Here is a 15,610-nt window from a genome sequence, read left to right as displayed (position 1 = left end):
AACTCCCTGCAGGAGTGTTACGTTTATACAAGGTTCGCGTGTTGTGAACGGGGGCGAGGGCAAAAAACAGTGAATAGTCAATAGTGAATGAAATACAAAATGCCACTGTCGCTGACGCGAACAGTAAACTTTAAACCTTCAAACCATTAAACATTTAAACAGTCCTTCTTTAGAACCACTTTTTCTTCATGAAATACCAGCTGATCACGATAGAGATACCCAGCGATAACAGTACGGGTATATAAAATGCGTGTGAAGAGTGGGAGAAGGGGATGTCTACGTTCATGCCGTATATGCTGGTAACAAGTGCGGGCAGCGAGAGTATGATGGTGATAGAGGTGAGCCTTTTCATCACATTGTTCAGGTTGTTGCTGATAATGCTGGCAAAGGCATCGAGGGTGCTGCTGAGGATGTTGGTATAGATGTTGGCCATTTCCAGGGCCTGGCTGGTTTCTACAATCAGGTCGTTGAGGTAGGCGCGTTCTTCTTCATTAAGACCGAGAAAATCGGTGCGTTCCAGTTTCATCATCAGCAGTTCATTGCTGCGCAGCGCGGTGATGAAATATACCAGGCTTTTCTGGATACGCATCAGGTACAGCAGCTCTTCATTGCGGTTGCTGTCGTACAGTTTCTGTTCGTACAGGTTACGCTTCTGGTTAATCTCCTTCAGGTATTCCATGAAGTTCTGTACAATTTTCTCAAACACTTTCAGCACCATCATGTTCCTTTTATCGGGATGGCGCTTCTCAAAGGTGTTGAGGAATTTTTTGATGGCGCCGTTGTCGAAGGAGTTCACCGTTACAATCTGGTTATGGGTTAAGATAATACAGATGGGAATGGTGATGTAATAAGCATCGCTGTCGTTGAAGGAATTGTTTTCAGCCGGTGTTTTGATCACGATGAAACGCACATTGTCTGCCAGCTCAAAACGGGGGCGTTCATCTATATCGAGCGAATCGCGTAAAAACTCGATAGGTATGTCCAGTGTTTCGCTGAGGTCAACAAATTCTTCTTCCTTAAACGGCGGAACAAGGTTTACCCAGGTGCCGTTTTCAGGTTTGTCGATCTCTACTGTCTGATGGTTGATATTCTTAAAAAACTGGATCATAGTTCGTTAGTCGTGCCGCGAAGTTAACCTTAGCCGGGCAATACAGGGAATTAAGTTAATAAAAAGCTTTGACAAAGCGGGCTTAATATGCATGTGGCAGGGCTTTTTATGCGTAGTAAATAGTTAACTTCACCGCTGAATTCTTATCTTTCGCCATGATCACCAAAGCAGCCATTACAGCGTTAAACGAACTATTGCAGCTACCGGCAACAGGCAATGAACAGGATTGGGAAGTTGAACTTGCAGATAAAAACAGGATTGCCGGTTTTGTAAATGTTGCGCATACGGCCAACCTTTCTGCAGCGGAGCGTTTTGCATTGGTAGCACTGATCCTTTGCTCTTACGAAGAATTTCTCTGGGACGATTTTGACAATGGCAATGTATTGTGGAAAACCATTGCGGAAGTGCTGAACCAACACAAAGGCGCGTACGATGAGCGGCTGAATTACTGGGCAGTATGGAATGCAAAAGAGCGGGCAGACTGGTTTGCGTTAACGCCGCTGGTAAGGAAATACCTGAAGCAGGGATAGTGCATCCCGGAACCAGCCCCCTTATTCTATCACTTTGTTAAACACCTGAATATGTTTATTACTGATGCTATCCGTGCATTTGGCGGCTTTTTAGATTATAGCTGGGGTACCCTCAATCCCGTTATTGCCAACAAACAATATACATCCAATGAAAACACATTGGCCGAATGGCTGCAGCTGAACTGGGAACTGCTGGTTGTACAGCCGTCATTACCCGCCGGTAATGTATTGCCAGTGTATGGCAATGGCCTGCTGGTTTGTGAAGATGGCAGCCGTATAACTGCGCCCGCAGTTGTGCCTGATTACATTATTTATGCAGTGCCTGCAGAAGAAGTGCGGGATGTACTGCATCATACAAAGGCAGGGAAAGGTGCTTTCCGTTTCAGCAGGCTGGTAGGGTTTGAAAACGGGAGCTACAGCAACAAGCCGCCGTTTGCCTATGTACTTACACACGATGAAACAGGAAGCATGGAAAGGGTTTGGCCGCTTGCGCAGGTGCAGTTTGTGTTGCAGCGTGTATAAATAAAAAGCTTCCTTACCACAATGTAATAAGGAAGCTGTAAGTTATTGTGATGGCTGTTTATTCCCCAACAGAAACCTTGCCGCTGAAAACAAAGTCTGCCGGTCCGCAGAGCCAGATGTTTTCAAAACGTTCTTCCCCTATTTTATCGTATTCAACTGCCAGGTGGCCGCCCAGTGTTTGCACTTCTATGCGGTTAAAGCCTTTTTCGTTGTGCGCAAAAACCAGCGCAGCAGCTGTTACACCGGTACCGCAGCTGAGTGTTTCATTTTCTACACCACGTTCGTAGGTGCGTACAAAAATGGCGCACTCGCTTTTTTCCTCCACGAAGTTTACATTGATGCCTTCTTTCGCAAAATCGTTGCTGTAGCGTATTTCACGGCCTTTGTTAAACACATCGAGCTTTTGCAGGTGGCCGGCGCTTTTAACATAGTGCGGTGAACCGGTGTTGAGCACAAAATCACCGTAGTATTGTTTAATGCCGTCTACATCTTTCATTTTAAGATATACCCAGCCATTGTCTTCAATGGTGGCATCATGCGGACCGTCTATGGCAATGAAATGATACTTGTTTTTATGAATACCCTGGTGGTAGGCGAATTTAACGAGGCACCGTCCGCCGTTACCGCACATGGTGCTTTCTTTACCATCTGCATTGTAGTACTGCATTTCAAAATCGTAACCCGGTTTCTGCTTCAGCAGCATCAGTCCGTCGGCACCAATGCCAAAGCGGCGGTTACATAATTTTTCTACCTGCTGGGTGGTAAGGTTGATGTTTCCTTCGCGGTCGTCAATGATAATAAAATCGTTACCCGTGCCCTGGTACTTAAAGAAATGAATGTCCATGATCTTGTCGTTACTCCTTTTATTCTAACTGTAAAGTACCTACTTTTTTGCAAATTATGCCATAACCGGCAGCAAGGTTAACAGTTTGTATTCCAGAACACTATCGGGTGTTAGTATGCAAACAAAAATCCCCGGTAAGCCAACAGCCTGCAATACCTGGTATGAATGCGGGTGGCCGGCTTGCCGGGGAAAGGTGTATGTGATAGCCGTTACACGCTTACGTTGAAATCGCGCAGTGCATCGTTGAGGCTGGTTTTAAGATCGGTGCTGGCTTTGCGCTGGCCAATGATGAGTGCACAGCTTACCTGGTATTCGCCTGCAGGGAATTTTTTGGTATAGCTGCCCGGGATAACCACGCTGCGTGCCGGTACGCGGCCTTTGTATTCAACAGGCTCACTGCCGCTTACATCTATAATTTTAGTGCTTTGTGTTAATACCACGTTGGCGCCCAGTACGGCTTCTTTTTCTACTACCACACCTTCCACCACAATACAACGGCTGCCGATAAAACAACCATCTTCTACAATAACCGGGGTAGCCTGCAGGGGTTCCAGTACACCGCCAATGCCAACGCCGCCGCTCAGGTGAACGCCTTTGCCTATCTGTGCGCAGCTGCCTACGGTAGCCCAGGTATCAACCATGGTGCCTTCGTCTACAAATGCGCCGATGTTTACATAACTCGGCATCAGCACCACGTTTTTAGCGATATAGGCGCCATAGCGGGCTACTGCATGCGGAACGGCACGTACGCCAAGTGCTGCGTAATCTTTTTTCAGCAACATTTTATCATGAAACTCGAACGGGGGCAGGTTAAATGTTTGCATCTGCTGTATGCCGAAATACATTAAAATCGCTTGTTTTACCCATTCGTTCACCACCCAGCCATTGTCTGAAGGTGAAGCAGTGCGCAGACGGCCTTTGTCAACGTCTTCAATTACCGCTCTTACCGCGTCGGTATAAGTGGCATCTTTTAATAAGCTCCGGTCGTTCCAGGCCGCCTGAATCAATTGTTGCAGTTCCATTTTGAAAAATTTTCGCAAAAATAGGGTCTTTGCAATAAAAACACCCGTAACCTGCCGGGTATCTCTCAAATCCCCAGCACATCCTTCAGTTTCGCATAGCCGCTTTTACTTACAGGCAGGCGTGCGCCGGTTTGCAGTATGGCCTGGTGATTTTCTTTTTCGTAGGGGTCAATACGCGTAATAAGCTGTACGTTGATGATGTACGAGCGGTGCACGCGCACAAATTGCTGGGCAGGCAGCAATGTTTCAAAATGCGCCATGGTTTTGTTTTTCAGAAACACGCCTTCACCTGTATGAATTTTTACATAATCATCAGCAGCTTCCAAATATTGTATGTTGGGTATGGGAATGATCTTGATTTTGGTGCCATCTTTTACCACCACGCGGTTTTGCTGCGCCGGTGTGTGTGCAGCTGTTTCCAGCAGGGCCTGTGTATTATCGGTATTCGCGGCAGCGGTGTTTTGCCTGGCTGCCAGCCATTTTTGTACGGCCTTGTCAAACCGTTCCCGGCTAAAGGGTTTCAGCAGGTAGTCGGTGGCATGCGCTTCAAATGCTTTGATGGCGTACTCCTCAAACGCAGTAGTGAAGATAACGGCAGGCGGCTGGTCAACCAGCTCCAGCATTTCAAAGCCATTGATCTTGGGCATTTGTATATCGAGAAAAATAATATCGGGCTGATGCCTGGCAATGGCTTTCACGCCTTCAAAACCATCGTTGCATTCTTCTGCTATTTCAAATTCAGGATAATGCTGCAGGTACTCGCGTACAATGCTGCGTGCCAGCGGTTCGTCGTCTATCAGTATGGCTTTCATCATGCAGGTTGTGGTATAGTTAAGGTGGTGATAAAATGGTTGCCGATGGCGCTGGTTTGTAGCAGGTCGGTTCGTGCAAACAGGAGGAACAGCCTTCGTTGTATGCTCGATAAGCCAAAGCCCGTGCCTGTACTGGCTGCTGCCGTATCAGGATCAAAGGGGTTGCTGATGGTGATCAGCAGCTGCTTGTGCTGCACAATTGCTTCCAGTGATATTACCACGGCTTCGGTGGTATCGTACAGGCCGAACTTAATGGCGTTTTCTACTACCGGCTGTAACAGCAGGGCCGGCAAACGCTGGCTGCAGGCGGTTTCACTGCATTGTATACTGGTTTGTAACCGGTGACCGAAACGTACTTTTTCAATTTCAAGGTATAACTGCAAATGATCCAGCTCTTCCTGCAGGCTTACCCAGGCATGTTCTTCCTTGCGCAGGGTGCCGCGCAAAAAATCGGACAGTTGCTGAATCATGTGCCGCGCTTTCTCGGGTTGGGCACCGGTTAATGCACTGATGGAGTTTAAGCTGTTGAATAAAAAATGCGGCTGCAGCTGCTGGCGCAGTTTAAACAATTCTGCCTCGCGTGCCAGCCGTTCCGCATCACTCTGGCGTTTGGCTGTTTGTGCCTGTTCCTGCTGTGTGTACCATAACAGGCTAAACATGGCCATGCAGCCAATCATCAAAAAATCGAGCGCAAAGCGCAGCCCGGTTGACTGCCGCAGAAACAGGGCATAATCACTGTGTATGCCGGTAAGCCAGAATAAGAGGTATTTGGATAACAACAGGCAGCATCCGCTGAGGCCAAGACTAATGATGAGTACATACCAATATTTCTCATGCCTGGGCAGGTAGTACTGCATGTTGTTGGTAATAAGCAGGCAGCTGGCTGCAAGCAGTATATTGCTCACCAGGCTGTCTTCCAGCGCCAGTGTAATATCCTGCCGGTACTGGTAAACAGCCAACGTGTGAATAAATGCACCGGCAAGCCACCAGGCAATGAATGTGTAACGGAAACTTTTATCTGAGAAGGAAGAGGCCAACAGCAATGGTTTAAAGGGTTTGCAAGAATTGTTCTGCATTTTCTGAAAGCAGGTGCGCTGCTTTCAGGTTGGTTACATGAATAAATGAATCGGCATCTTCTTCTTCCTTTATTTTCGAATACAGTTCAGCGCCGTCTATCAATGTATCGAGTTTGTGCAATTCGCTTACATTGATAAATTTCCATTGCACAAGCGTTTGTTTCGTATTTAAAAACGTTTCCTGTTCACGGTCGCCCAGCAGCTGCGCTTTATTGAATGCATGCAACTCATCTTCTGCTGCAATTAAACGCAACTGTTCATCAAACTGGGCAGTATGTTCGCCTGCGCCGCAGATGATGCGATAAACGATTTTTGCAAGATACCAGTTCATAGAAACAATTTGAAAATTTGAAAATGTGAAAATTTGAAAATGATATAACCACTTACAAAATTCACTATTGCCTATTCACTATTTACCTCCGAAGGAGTGATCACCCGTACTCCGCTAAATCATTCACTACTCACCACTCACTAGGTGAAGCTGTTCACTTCAATTCCGCCGAATACTGATGTGCCTCTCAGTATAATGGTTTTCGCCGGGTCGAGTGCGAGGCCGTTGGCAGGGCGCTTGTCTTCCATGCCTGCGAATACGGCCACTATTTCTGATTTAATGTTCCAGTGCGGCGGTACTATAATCTTGGTGCCGCCAAACACCTGTGTTACTTCCAGTATTACGGGCGACTGTATATCGGCCTGCGAAAAATCAATTTCCGAACCTCCCATAAAACACGTGATCTCGCCACCCTGGAAATTTTTGCTCACGATCTTTTTCTCAATTCCACCGAATACCACTACTGAATCGAGGTATTCCCCGGCCATCTGTTCTGTTGCACCAGTTGCAGTATTGACGGGTGCAGGTGGGTTCTCCTCAAAAAAATCGCGGTGCCTGCGTCTTGAATCACGGTAATTGCGTTTCCAGTCATCCTCGTCCTTCCACCTGCGTTTGGGGCGGAATATAAAGGCCAGTCCAATCAGTATTACAATGGCCGGTGTGCTGTACTGTTTGAAATTGGAACCCGGGAACCAGTCGTCCAGCGAAAGAAAACAGCCAATGAGCATCAGTATTAGTCCTGCCGGGCTGCGGAAATGGCTTTTAAAACCAATGAGCACACCCAGGGCAATAAGACCTGTGTTCACTGTAAACAGCCATTCGGGCAAAGGGGCGCCCATGGTGCGGGCTAGCAGTAAAATGCCAATTAAAACCATCAGCAGGCCTGTCCATATATGATTGTGCTGTTTTTTGTACCGGGTACCTTGTTCCATATCCTGATTTGTAAGTCAAAAATAGCAGATGAGCTGCGCCGGGGAAAGTCGTTTTAGGTTATGCCGCCTGGTTTTACCGGTTAACGGCATAAAAATGCCGGTGAACCGTGGCTAATTTTTGAAACAATGACCGGTAAACCAAACAAATGCATAGTTTTTGCCATCTTTGCGGGCATTTTACTGGCATCGCCCAGCAAACAACCGGAAGATCGGTATTAACCCAACAGAGATCTGTACTATGAACATTGGATTTGAAGCAAAAAGAGCCTATACAAACGGAACAGGACTGGGCCATTACAGCCGCACGCTCATCAGCTCGCTGGCGGCTTATTATCCCGGGCACGAATATTTCCTGTTTACGCCCAAACATACCAACCGCTTTAACGCACTGAATTTTGCGAATGTGCACGAGGTTATTCCATCCCGTTTTCCCGGCAATATTTTCACCTCGGCCTGGCGCAGCAGCTGGGTGAAGAAAGATCTTAGATTGCTGGATATCAATCTGTATCACGGCTTAAGTCATGAAATACCCATGGGTATTGCCCAAACAGGCATACCCTCGGTGGTTACCATGCACGACCTTATTTTTGAACGTTACCCCAACCAATACAAACCGCTGGATGTACTGATTTACCGCAACAAGTTTAAATATGCATGTAAAAATGCCAGCCGTATTATTGCCATCAGCAAACAAACACGCGATGACCTGGTGCAGTTTTACCAGGTAGATGAGAAAAAAATAGACATCTGTTACCAGAGCTGCAACCCGGCATTTGGCGAACAGCAAACCGCCACACAGCTGCAGCAGGTAAAAATGCGTTACAACCTGCCGGACAAATTTTTCCTGTACGTAGGGTCGGTGATTGAGCGCAAAAACCTGCTGCTGATTTGCCAGGCTTTGCGTGCACAGCCTTCCATTACCATTCCGCTGGTGGTGATAGGGGATGGTGGCGCCTACAAACAGCAGGTGCAGCAGTATATTAAAGACAATGGCCTTACCGGCAGGGTGATTTTTTTGTCGGATAAAACCTCGGCACAACTGCCCGGTTACCAGAGTGCGGCCGATTTCCCGGCCATTTACCAGCAGGCACTTTGCATGATATACCCATCGGTGTTTGAAGGTTTTGGCATACCCGTGCTGGAGGCCTTGTGGAGCGGTTTGCCGGTAATTACCAGCAACGTATCGTGCCTGCCCGAAGCAGGCGGTGATGCGGCATTGTACATTGACCCGCACAGTGTATCTGAAATGGCGGCCGCTTTAACGGATGTGGCCGGCAACAGCGCCCTGCGCGATACCATGATTGAAAGGGGCTACCGGCATGCACAACGTTTTTCGCAGCAACAATGTGCCGAAGCGGTAATGCAAACTTATCTTCGTACCGTATGATAGAAAACGACTTTACCGCCGATGTAGAACAATGCCTGCAGGTACTGCAGCAGGGCGGCATTATAGTATACCCCACAGATACCGTGTGGGGACTGGGTTGCGATGCCACCAACAGCGAAGCTGTGGAAAAGATTATTGCATTGAAAAAGCGACCGGCCGAAAAAAGTTTCGTGGTGCTGGTAAGTTCAGAGCGGGAAGTGCTGCAATATGTGGCAGCGCCTGACCTGGCCGTGTTCAGTTATCTTGAACAGGCGCCGAAACCCACCACGGTAATTTATGAAAATGCGATAGGGCTGGCCGATAATGTACTGGCAACCAACGGATCGGTAGCCATGCGTATTTGCAGCGATGCCTTCTGCAAGTATCTTATCAAACGGTTCCGGAAACCTATTGTAAGCACATCAGCCAACACCAGCGGCATACCTGCGCCGGCATTTTTTAAAGACATAGAACCGGTGATTGTAGACGGGGTAGATTATGCCGTACGTTACAGGCGTTCAGATACCACGCCTACCGAACCATCGGCCATTATCACCTGGCAGAACGGAATGATTCACTTTATCAGGAAGTAACGTATGAATAACCATTTGTCGAAATAGTTAAAATGCACGTTAACAGATTAGGATATTCCTGTTCTTTTTAGTAGTTTGTTAATAGAAGTGCCTTTTCTTATTTACTGTTGTGTACAGCATTGAAAAACTCCTATATGACAAGGGTTATACTTGACATACCTACAGACAAAATGCGGTCATTCGTGCGTTTGCTGCATGAATTAGGTCTCGATGGCAGCTCCATCCGCCAGGCCATCCACGCCCCTTACAGGTTAAAAAACCGCGAGAAGAACCTGCTGCGTAAAATATACCGTTCTTACCTGCTGTTCGATTGGGAATTTTACAGCAATGAGCTGGAATTTGAATAAGGAAAACAAATAACATCGATAAAAAAATCCCGGGTTGTGATACCCGGGATTTTTATGTATGGCAGCAAACGGCTGTTGTATTATACGGCAGTATTGCCCATTTTTTGCATGGCAGCAATAGTTTGTGCAATGGAGTAACCATTTTCCCTGAATGTTTGTTGTAACACTTCGGGGCTGATGTTATACTTCCTGGCCCAGTAAGCTATTTCTGGTGACTTACTGAAATTGAACTGTACATTATTGGCGCCCGGATTTTCTTTAAACACGGCCTTTGACATATTCGCTAAAGTTTGCAGTTAACAAGCAAATGGTATGCCCCGTGTTTTTTACAGTGATGCTACCGGTTTTATGTACAGTTGAACCGGCTTTTGGGGAATGGACTGTGTATTTTTGTAAGCAATGCCGCACTATTTTTTCTCTTCTTCTTTTTCCTTTTCTTTCTCTGAACTGTCTTTGTCTTTTTCGTTGTTAAACTCGCGCAATCCTTTACCCAGCCCACGCATAAACTCGGGTATTTTTCTGCCGCCGAATAATATCAGTACTACTACTGCAATAAGTAATATTTCCTGGAAACCTAAACCGCCCATGGTACATGTATTTAAGTGAATAAAAGGGAATCAATGTAAGGTACGAAATAATCGCATGCGGCAAGATTTGCATGTTTTAGCTAAATCGCGCTGCCATGCATCAATTGGTGCCGTGAATCGTGAATCGTCAGTCGTGAGTGATCTAAGCGAGTATTAATTTCGAGAATCGGGACATCGACACGTCGAGATGATCTTGTCGGAAAGTCATTCCTCCATGTGCCATTGCCGGTGTCCTCACCGGCAACCTCCGCTTCGGTCATTCACTATTCACTACTGACTATTCACCGTTTTTTCACTCACCACTCACCACTCACCACTCACAGTCCTCACAACTCATTCAGCTTAAAATATCCCATTGACATTTTATCTTCAGGGGCAGGTGCAGCCAGTGGTGTAACAATTACGCTGTACGCCTTATTCATTGCAGGCGGCAGTATATCTTCTATCTCGTAAATATCATCTACATCAATACCGTACTTGTCATCTACATGTGCAGACTGGCTGTGTTTAAAAAAGGCCGTTTCCTTTGCCTGTTTAACAGCAGCTTCCCTGGTATGGGCTACTACCAGCATGCGGTAATGAAACTCGTCAAATTCGTTGGGCTTGTAACCGCCAAGGTTAATGAAAAACACCCTGGGCTGGTTTTGCTGAACAGCAGCAGCTACCCGTGTTGCAATGCTGATGCGGTAATTGCCTACAACAGTTACCTCGCGCCATGCATCAATGTGTATTTTAGGTGCTGCCTGCGGCCAGAATGCAATGATACCGGGCACCAGGCTCTTTAAGTCGTTGCCAATGCCAAAATAAATATCGTGCTGTTCGGTATGGCGGCCCGGCGGTTTGCAGCCCAGCAGCAGCATGTACAGGTTTTGTTGTGTGGTCATATCGGGCAGTGAAAATAAAGGATTTGCTTTAACTGCAGCAACGCTTTACTCATCGTGTTTGCTTTTTTGCAGGGCCTGGTGAATGGCATCATCATCGGCCAGGTAATATTTCTGTACAGCTTTTAAAGCATTGTCCAGCTCATATACCAGGGGAATGCCGGTAGGTATCTCCAGGTTTACGATGTCGTTATCACCGATTGTTTCCAGGTATTTGATCAATGCGCGCAAACTGTTGCCATGCGCGGCAATGATGACTTTTTTGCCTGCCTGTATTTCGGGTGCAATGGTGTGCTCCCAGTAGGGCACTACCCGGGCCACCGTGTTTTCAAGACTTTCAGTTAAGGGTAGCTGGGCGGGTGGTAAGTGTGCATAACGGGTATCGTTACCGGGGTAGCGTTCATCTTTTTTATCGAGTGCGGGTGGTGGCGTGTTGTAACTTCTTCTCCAAGTATGTACCTGTTCATCGCCATATTTGGCGGCTGTTTCGGCCTTGTTAAGGCCCTGTAAAGCGCCGTAATGACGCTCGTTCAGCTGCCATGCCTTGGTAACCGGCAGCCATAGCTGGTTTACTTCATCCAGCACAATGTTCAGTGTTTTAATGGCTCTTTTGAGCACCGAGGTAAAAGCAATATCAAAAGTATAATCTTCTTCGCGCAGCAGCCTGCCGCCGTGGTGTGCCTCTGCGATACCTTTTTCACTGAGGTCCACATCTGTCCAGCCGGTGAAGCGGTTTTCAAGGTTCCACTGGCTTTCGCCATGGCGTATCAGCACCAGTTTTTTCATATCCGTTTATTTTGCAAAGGATATTAACAGGTGTGCTGCACAAATGTTTTACTGTGTTTGTATTTCAGGAACTGTGCCGTGGAAATTCTTCAGGCGGTACACGCTGAAATAACGGCAAACCTTGCCGCCGCGCAAAACAGGGTAGGTACCTACTGAATCAATATGGGCAAACTCCCCGCTGTACAGGCCGCGTACATCAGAATTATAATTGGAAGGCACAATGCAGTAAGCATCCCGCAGCTGCGAGCCTTCCTGCTGCATGGCATAGGTATTCATCCATACGTAATGGTGCAGGTCAAACATATTGCCCATGCCAATTACTTTCATGCCAAGCGGGCGTGCAATGTAGTAATCAGTATGTGCTGCAGGAAACCATTTATTGGAAATGAAAACACTACCGGGCGCCATTTTGCCTGCCGCCACATCGCGCTGCTCAATCAGCGCCATTTGTTTTGCCGTTTGATCCCAGCCGTACATGTCCAGCGTAAAATCGCCGGAGCCGGCATTGATAGCTGTTTTCTTGTTGCTGAGTGTGCCGGGAAAGTGGTTCACCAGTAGAATGGCGCCCACCAATGTTACCATTAGCAAGCCCATGGCATAACCTGCGCTGCGTGGCATGGTGCGCTCAGGCGCACACCGTGGTGAAAAGTGAATGGCCACCAGCGGTATCAGGGTTACATAGGCTGGTCCGCTCCAGTGTGGCAAAGTATCATTGAACATCGACATGCCTATCAGCACGCCGATCATTGGCAGTGCAATCAGCAGCGATGCTTTCATAAACGGTGAAGCGTGCTGTGGTTTTCTTTTAAGGAACAGCGTAACGGCAATGGCCGTTAAAACAAAATTGATGGGGTTGTTGTACATAATTTCACCCACTATCTCGCGCAGGAAACTATCTGACTGAAATTGCAGGTGATGTGTACCCACGCGCTGGCTGTGAAACTGGTACGTAATAAAGTTGTTATCGTAGTTCCAGAAGAAGATGGGCAGTGCAATGGCAAAACAAACCACGAAGCTGATGTACAGCCATGGGTTACGCAGCCACTCGCGTTTATAGAAAATAACATACAGCGCAAAACCGAAACAGATAAACACGCCGTGTATTTTACTCATAATGCACAGGCCGGTAAACGTACCCAGCAGCAACCATTGCCAGCCTTTGGTTTGTTCACTGGTAGTAAGTATGGCGATCATGTAAATGGATAATACCCACCATAACATCTGCGGTGAATCGGGCATAGCAAACACCCCTGCGATAATGCTGCTGTAAAGTGATGTGGTATACAAAACCGCTGCGGTAAAACCTGCCTTTTCAGAACTGATGCGTGTAACCAGTTTGTAGATGAACCAGGTAGCCAGTCCGCCGCACACAATACTGCCCAAACGAACGAACAATTCGCTGTACTGGAACAACAGGTTACCGGTAAATAACTTGATCATGAAAGCGATCATCGGGGGATGATCGAAGTAATTCCATTGAAGATGCTGGCTATAGGTCCAGTAATACACTTCATCGTTACCCAATTCAACAGCAGACGCAACGATGCACCTGCCCAAGGTGGCCAATACAATCAGCCAGATCAGCGATTTTTTGTACATGTTTACAGTAGGTAAAGTAGGTTCTTTTTAAAGAGATCCCCTGGATCGGGGGCAAGATAGAACTTACACATCAAATTTGATGAAACGGACAATTGATTTAATGGTGCTTTAACAGCAATCGCCGGATTGTCTGGTATGGGTAAAATTCATATATGTTATATGAACGGGATTACGGTCATGAATCGCCAGGGCAATGGACAAGGAAATGCAAAGGGAACCCGTTTCGGTGAACAACCGAAGCCATCGGGGGCGTGTGCACTGGATCGATATTGTATGGCTGACAGTCTTTTTGCTGCCCCGGTAAGATAGCTTATGTTTGGAAAGAACAATTCAACCATTCAACAATCAAACAATCCAGCCATCATTCCACGATCTGACGCCATTACGATATTCAACGCAGCCATAGCAGCGGTACAGCCGGGCCGGCTGATGCAGCAGCATTTGGTGGCAAACGGGGAGGCAGTTGTTATTGCAGGGCATGTATTGCCGCGCGCTGCTTTCAGCAAACTGTATGTGATTGGTGCAGGCAAGGCAGCAGCTGCAATGGCTGTTGCGGCAGAAGCAGTGCTGGGCAGTTTAATCACCGGCGGTTTGGTAACCACTAAATATGCACATGCTTTACCCACACAAAAAATACAGGTGAGGGAAGCGGCGCACCCGGTGCCTGATGAAAGTGGTGTACAGGCTGTGCGGGAAACAATACAGTTGTTAAGTAAGGTTACTGCGCAGGATGTAGTGCTTTGCCTTATCAGCGGCGGCGCTTCTGCCTTGTGGTGCGATGTGCCTGCATCGCTGACGTTGGAGGCGATACAAACCACGTTTGACCTGCTGATTAAATCCGGCGCAGGCATACATGAAATCAATACGGTTCGTAAACATTTATCCGGCATCAAGGGCGGGCAGCTGCTGCGGTACTGCAATGGTGCGCGCGTTTTTTCACTCATCATCAGCGATGTGCCCGGCGATGCACCGGAAGTGATTGCCAGCGGCCCTACGGTTGCAGATACCACTACCTTTCACGATGCTTATGCTGTGCTGGATAAATACCGTTTACTGCCGCAATTGCCTGCTGCTGTTGTGCAGTACCTGCAAAAAGGCCTGCTTAATGAAATAGCCGATACGCCAAAACCCGGCGATGTGCTTTTGCAGCATGTAGTGAATACCATTGTGGGCAGTAACCACCTGGCTTTGCAGGCTGCTGCAGCACAGGCGCGGTTGCTGCACTATCATACACATATTGTTCCGCACCTGGTTACAGGTGAAACCACAACGGCAGCAGCTGAACTGGTGCAAATGGCTGCAACTTACACCGGCATAAAGCCGATATGTATTTTACAGGGCGGCGAAACTACCCTGCAGGTAACAGGCAATGGCAAAGGCGGGCGCAACCAGCATTTTGTACTGGCTGCTTTACAGCAAATAGCTGTACAACAGTTAAAAAATGTACTTATTTTAAGTGGCGGTACCGATGGCACTGACGGCCCTACAAATGCTGCCGGTGCAGTTGCAGATACAGGTACGCTGCAACAGGCTGCAGCAAAGAAGCTGCGTTTGCAGCAATACCTGCACGAACACGATGCCTGGCATTTTTTCGACGCAGCAGGCGGATTACTGGTTACCGGTCCCACACAAACCAATGTAATGGATATCATGATGGCACTTGTATACTAAATCAGCAGCATGACCCAGTTTCGAGAATCGAGAATCGACACGTCGAGACGATCTCAGCGGGTGGCTTTCGTGAGACGTCAGTCGTCAGTCGTGAGTGATCTTAGCGAGTACCAGTTTCGAGAATCGAGAATCGACACGTCGAGACGATCCAGCGGGTGGTTTTCGTGAGACGTCAGTCGTCAGTCGTGAGTGATCTTAGCGAGTACCAGTTTCGAGAATCGAGAATCGACACGTCGAGACGATCCAGCGGGTGGCTTTCGTGAGACGTCAGTCGTCAGTCGTGAGTGATCTTAGCGAGTACCAGTTTCGAGAATCGAGAATCGACACGTCGAGACGATCTCAGCGGGTGGTTTTCGTGAGACGTCAGTCGTCAGTCGTGAGTGATCTTAGCGAGTACCAATTTCGAGAATCGACAGTCGACACTATCTTAGCGCAGCACATCCTTTCCTCTTTTCCTCCGCGGCTTTTTTATTCACTATTCACTATTGACTATTCACTGTTGTCCGGTAAAGTTTTAAAATAAGGCACAAAAAAAGGGGCCGAAGCCCCAGTTATCAGATAATTTTAAGTTACCACACCAAAAATTAGCCTGATGCGCAAACA

The 15,610-nt window shown here is 47.4% G+C and carries 18 protein-coding genes; 6 read left to right on the top strand and 12 right to left on the bottom strand.

Annotated features, from left to right (window positions below):
* Positions 1-169: 169 nt before the first annotated feature.
* Positions 170-1,108 (bottom strand): magnesium transporter CorA family protein, encoded by a 939-nt coding sequence (locus DXN05_RS22910; RefSeq protein ID WP_116849646.1) that lies wholly within the window; start codon positions 1,106-1,108, stop codon positions 170-172.
* A gap of 155 nt (positions 1,109-1,263) precedes the next feature.
* On the opposite strand from DXN05_RS22910, the gene DXN05_RS22905 reads away from it, so the two are divergent.
* Entirely contained in the window at positions 1,264-1,638 is a 375-nt protein-coding gene (locus DXN05_RS22905) for a hypothetical protein (RefSeq protein ID WP_116849645.1), read from the top strand.
* Positions 1,639-1,689: 51 nt separating this feature from the next.
* Entirely contained in the window at positions 1,690-2,160 is a 471-nt protein-coding gene (locus DXN05_RS22900; protein WP_116849644.1) for a hypothetical protein, read from the top strand.
* Positions 2,161-2,218: 58 nt separating this feature from the next.
* On the opposite strand, the gene dapF is transcribed toward DXN05_RS22900, so the two are convergent.
* The 6 genes from dapF to DXN05_RS22870 form a co-directional block, all read right to left on the bottom strand.
* On the bottom strand, positions 2,219-3,004 hold the full coding sequence (gene dapF / locus DXN05_RS22895; protein ID WP_116849643.1) for a diaminopimelate epimerase: 786 nt from the start codon (positions 3,002-3,004) through the stop codon (positions 2,219-2,221).
* Positions 3,005-3,213: 209 nt separating this feature from the next.
* Positions 3,214-4,026, bottom strand: coding sequence for a 2,3,4,5-tetrahydropyridine-2,6-dicarboxylate N-succinyltransferase (locus tag DXN05_RS22890; protein ID WP_116849642.1), 813 nt, complete (start codon positions 4,024-4,026; stop codon positions 3,214-3,216).
* Between the two features lie 65 nt (positions 4,027-4,091).
* Positions 4,092-4,841, bottom strand: coding sequence for a LytR/AlgR family response regulator transcription factor (locus tag DXN05_RS22885; protein WP_116849641.1), 750 nt, complete (start codon positions 4,839-4,841; stop codon positions 4,092-4,094).
* Entirely contained in the window at positions 4,838-5,914 is a 1,077-nt protein-coding gene (locus tag DXN05_RS22880; protein ID WP_211330128.1) for a sensor histidine kinase, read from the bottom strand. The genes DXN05_RS22885 and DXN05_RS22880 overlap by 4 nt, the downstream gene beginning before the upstream one ends.
* On the bottom strand, positions 5,886-6,245 hold the full coding sequence (locus DXN05_RS22875) for a DUF4288 domain-containing protein (RefSeq protein ID WP_116849640.1): 360 nt from the start codon (positions 6,243-6,245) through the stop codon (positions 5,886-5,888). The genes DXN05_RS22880 and DXN05_RS22875 overlap by 29 nt, the downstream gene beginning before the upstream one ends.
* A 140-nt stretch (positions 6,246-6,385) precedes the next feature.
* Positions 6,386-7,177: a LiaF transmembrane domain-containing protein gene (locus DXN05_RS22870; protein WP_116849639.1), complete on the bottom strand. Its 792-nt coding sequence runs from the start codon at positions 7,175-7,177 to the stop codon at positions 6,386-6,388.
* A gap of 238 nt (positions 7,178-7,415) precedes the next feature.
* Between DXN05_RS22870 and DXN05_RS22865 the strand changes: the two genes are divergently transcribed.
* From DXN05_RS22865 to DXN05_RS22855, 3 genes are all read left to right on the top strand, one after another.
* Positions 7,416-8,564, top strand: a complete 1,149-nt coding sequence (locus DXN05_RS22865; RefSeq protein ID WP_116849638.1) for a glycosyltransferase family 4 protein — start codon at positions 7,416-7,418, stop codon at positions 8,562-8,564.
* Entirely contained in the window at positions 8,561-9,136 is a 576-nt protein-coding gene (locus DXN05_RS22860; RefSeq protein ID WP_116849637.1) for an L-threonylcarbamoyladenylate synthase, read from the top strand. Before DXN05_RS22865 ends, DXN05_RS22860 begins: the two co-directional genes overlap by 4 nt.
* Positions 9,137-9,270: 134 nt before the next feature.
* On the top strand, positions 9,271-9,483 hold the full coding sequence (locus tag DXN05_RS22855; RefSeq protein ID WP_116849636.1) for a hypothetical protein: 213 nt from the start codon (positions 9,271-9,273) through the stop codon (positions 9,481-9,483).
* A gap of 80 nt (positions 9,484-9,563) precedes the next feature.
* On the opposite strand, the gene DXN05_RS22850 is transcribed toward DXN05_RS22855, so the two are convergent.
* The 5 genes from DXN05_RS22850 to DXN05_RS22830 all read right to left on the bottom strand — a co-directional run bounded on the left by DXN05_RS22850 (position 9,564) and on the right by DXN05_RS22830 (position 13,336).
* Entirely contained in the window at positions 9,564-9,761 is a 198-nt protein-coding gene (locus DXN05_RS22850) for a hypothetical protein (protein ID WP_116849635.1), read from the bottom strand.
* A 129-nt stretch (positions 9,762-9,890) separates the two neighbouring features.
* The gene (locus DXN05_RS22845; protein ID WP_116849634.1) at positions 9,891-10,070 is read right to left on the bottom strand and encodes a Sec-independent protein translocase subunit TatA/TatB; all 180 of its coding nucleotides are present in this window, start codon (positions 10,068-10,070) and stop codon (positions 9,891-9,893) included.
* Positions 10,071-10,396: 326 nt separating this feature from the next.
* Positions 10,397-10,954, bottom strand: a complete 558-nt coding sequence (locus DXN05_RS22840) for a DUF1543 domain-containing protein (protein ID WP_116849633.1) — start codon at positions 10,952-10,954, stop codon at positions 10,397-10,399.
* A gap of 45 nt (positions 10,955-10,999) precedes the next feature.
* Positions 11,000-11,737 (bottom strand): 2,3-diphosphoglycerate-dependent phosphoglycerate mutase, encoded by a 738-nt coding sequence (gpmA, locus tag DXN05_RS22835; RefSeq protein ID WP_116849632.1) that lies wholly within the window; start codon positions 11,735-11,737, stop codon positions 11,000-11,002.
* Between the two features lie 48 nt (positions 11,738-11,785).
* Positions 11,786-13,336: an ArnT family glycosyltransferase gene (locus tag DXN05_RS22830; RefSeq protein ID WP_116849631.1), complete on the bottom strand. Its 1,551-nt coding sequence runs from the start codon at positions 13,334-13,336 to the stop codon at positions 11,786-11,788.
* A 312-nt stretch (positions 13,337-13,648) separates the two neighbouring features.
* On the opposite strand from DXN05_RS22830, the gene DXN05_RS22825 reads away from it, so the two are divergent.
* Positions 13,649-15,007 (top strand): glycerate kinase type-2 family protein, encoded by a 1,359-nt coding sequence (locus DXN05_RS22825; RefSeq protein ID WP_116849630.1) that lies wholly within the window; start codon positions 13,649-13,651, stop codon positions 15,005-15,007.
* Positions 15,008-15,610 lie beyond the last annotated feature (603 nt).

Origin of the sequence: Deminuibacter soli (assembly GCF_003412455.1) — a bacterium.
GTDB lineage: Bacteria > Bacteroidota > Bacteroidia > Chitinophagales > Chitinophagaceae > Deminuibacter > Deminuibacter soli.
This window is presented reverse-complemented; position numbering and strand designations above follow the sequence as displayed.

What these genes read in the sequence shown, in the direction of transcription:
- DXN05_RS22910 (WP_116849646.1), bottom strand. Translation starts at nt 1,108, where the DNA reads ATGATCCAGTTTTTTAAGAATATCAACCATCAGACAGTAGAGATCGAC.
- DXN05_RS22905 (WP_116849645.1), top strand. Translation starts at nt 1,264, where the DNA reads ATGATCACCAAAGCAGCCATTACAGCGTTAAACGAACTATTGCAGCTA.
- DXN05_RS22900 (WP_116849644.1), top strand. Translation starts at nt 1,690, where the DNA reads ATGTTTATTACTGATGCTATCCGTGCATTTGGCGGCTTTTTAGATTAT.
- dapF (WP_116849643.1), bottom strand. Translation starts at nt 3,004, where the DNA reads ATGGACATTCATTTCTTTAAGTACCAGGGCACGGGTAACGATTTTATT.
- DXN05_RS22890 (WP_116849642.1), bottom strand. Translation starts at nt 4,026, where the DNA reads ATGGAACTGCAACAATTGATTCAGGCGGCCTGGAACGACCGGAGCTTA.
- DXN05_RS22885 (WP_116849641.1), bottom strand. Translation starts at nt 4,841, where the DNA reads ATGATGAAAGCCATACTGATAGACGACGAACCGCTGGCACGCAGCATT.
- DXN05_RS22880 (WP_211330128.1), bottom strand. Translation starts at nt 5,914, where the DNA reads ATGCAGAACAATTCTTGCAAACCCTTTAAACCATTGCTGTTGGCCTCT.
- DXN05_RS22875 (WP_116849640.1), bottom strand. Translation starts at nt 6,245, where the DNA reads ATGAACTGGTATCTTGCAAAAATCGTTTATCGCATCATCTGCGGCGCA.
- DXN05_RS22870 (WP_116849639.1), bottom strand. Translation starts at nt 7,177, where the DNA reads ATGGAACAAGGTACCCGGTACAAAAAACAGCACAATCATATATGGACA.
- DXN05_RS22865 (WP_116849638.1), top strand. Translation starts at nt 7,416, where the DNA reads ATGAACATTGGATTTGAAGCAAAAAGAGCCTATACAAACGGAACAGGA.
- DXN05_RS22860 (WP_116849637.1), top strand. Translation starts at nt 8,561, where the DNA reads ATGATAGAAAACGACTTTACCGCCGATGTAGAACAATGCCTGCAGGTA.
- DXN05_RS22855 (WP_116849636.1), top strand. Translation starts at nt 9,271, where the DNA reads ATGACAAGGGTTATACTTGACATACCTACAGACAAAATGCGGTCATTC.
- DXN05_RS22850 (WP_116849635.1), bottom strand. Translation starts at nt 9,761, where the DNA reads ATGTCAAAGGCCGTGTTTAAAGAAAATCCGGGCGCCAATAATGTACAG.
- DXN05_RS22845 (WP_116849634.1), bottom strand. Translation starts at nt 10,070, where the DNA reads ATGGGCGGTTTAGGTTTCCAGGAAATATTACTTATTGCAGTAGTAGTA.
- DXN05_RS22840 (WP_116849633.1), bottom strand. Translation starts at nt 10,954, where the DNA reads ATGACCACACAACAAAACCTGTACATGCTGCTGCTGGGCTGCAAACCG.
- gpmA (WP_116849632.1), bottom strand. Translation starts at nt 11,737, where the DNA reads ATGAAAAAACTGGTGCTGATACGCCATGGCGAAAGCCAGTGGAACCTT.
- DXN05_RS22830 (WP_116849631.1), bottom strand. Translation starts at nt 13,336, where the DNA reads ATGTACAAAAAATCGCTGATCTGGCTGATTGTATTGGCCACCTTGGGC.
- DXN05_RS22825 (WP_116849630.1), top strand. Translation starts at nt 13,649, where the DNA reads ATGTTTGGAAAGAACAATTCAACCATTCAACAATCAAACAATCCAGCC.